The sequence below is a fragment of the Arcanobacterium bovis genome (genome assembly GCF_004331995.1).
Taxonomy (GTDB): Bacteria; Actinomycetota; Actinomycetes; order Actinomycetales; family Actinomycetaceae; genus Arcanobacterium_A; species Arcanobacterium_A bovis.
The window spans coordinates 1-548 of sequence record NZ_SJDT01000021.1 but is presented as its reverse complement, the minus strand read 5'-3'; the positions used below and the strand labels follow the sequence as shown (position 1 = coordinate 548).

The following is a 548-nucleotide window of genomic DNA, read 5'->3' as shown; positions in this document are numbered from 1 at the left end:
AGTCTCACCACGCACTAACCTGAAACTTCCCATATCCTTAATATATGACCAGTCACTTCACATTCCGCGCAGCAACTGAACAGGATCGCACGTACATCCACCGCCTCTTTTACCTCACCGATGTCTACGGTGACGAATCCAAATCTGTGAGCCCAGGTTTTCAGAATCTTGCACAAGGTTATGTTTTCGATTGGAACCCTGTCGAGGATGGTGGTGTTATTGCTCTAGAATCAGGAGGGGTACCAGCTGGCGGCGTTTGGCTTAGGCGATGGAACAAGGAGGATGTTGTAGGCTTTGCAAATCTTGGTCCAAATGTGCCGGAGTTAGCGATCGCGGTAGAACCACGAAACATACACCGTGGATTGGGCGTAAAACTCCTCGTTGCTGCCTGTGAACTAGCTAAATCCCAAGGTTGCGAGTTTATCGCACTTCACGTCGATCATGGTAATCTTCGCGCTGTCAATGTTTACAAGCGTTTCGGATTTAAGGTGCTAGGTATTGATCCCGCCGATACAGGGGTTGTGATGAAGCTTCCCTTATGATGAGGC

General features: G+C 48.9%; 1 protein-coding gene. It reads left to right on the top strand.

Annotated elements, in window-relative coordinates; translation table 11 throughout:
• Positions 1–44 precede the first annotated feature (44 nt).
• Positions 45–542 carry a GNAT family N-acetyltransferase gene (locus tag EZJ44_RS08600; protein WP_131282579.1) on the top strand — a complete coding sequence of 166 codons (498 nt, stop codon included), beginning with the start codon at positions 45–47 and terminating at the stop codon, positions 540–542.
• Positions 543–548: the final 6 nt, after the last annotated feature.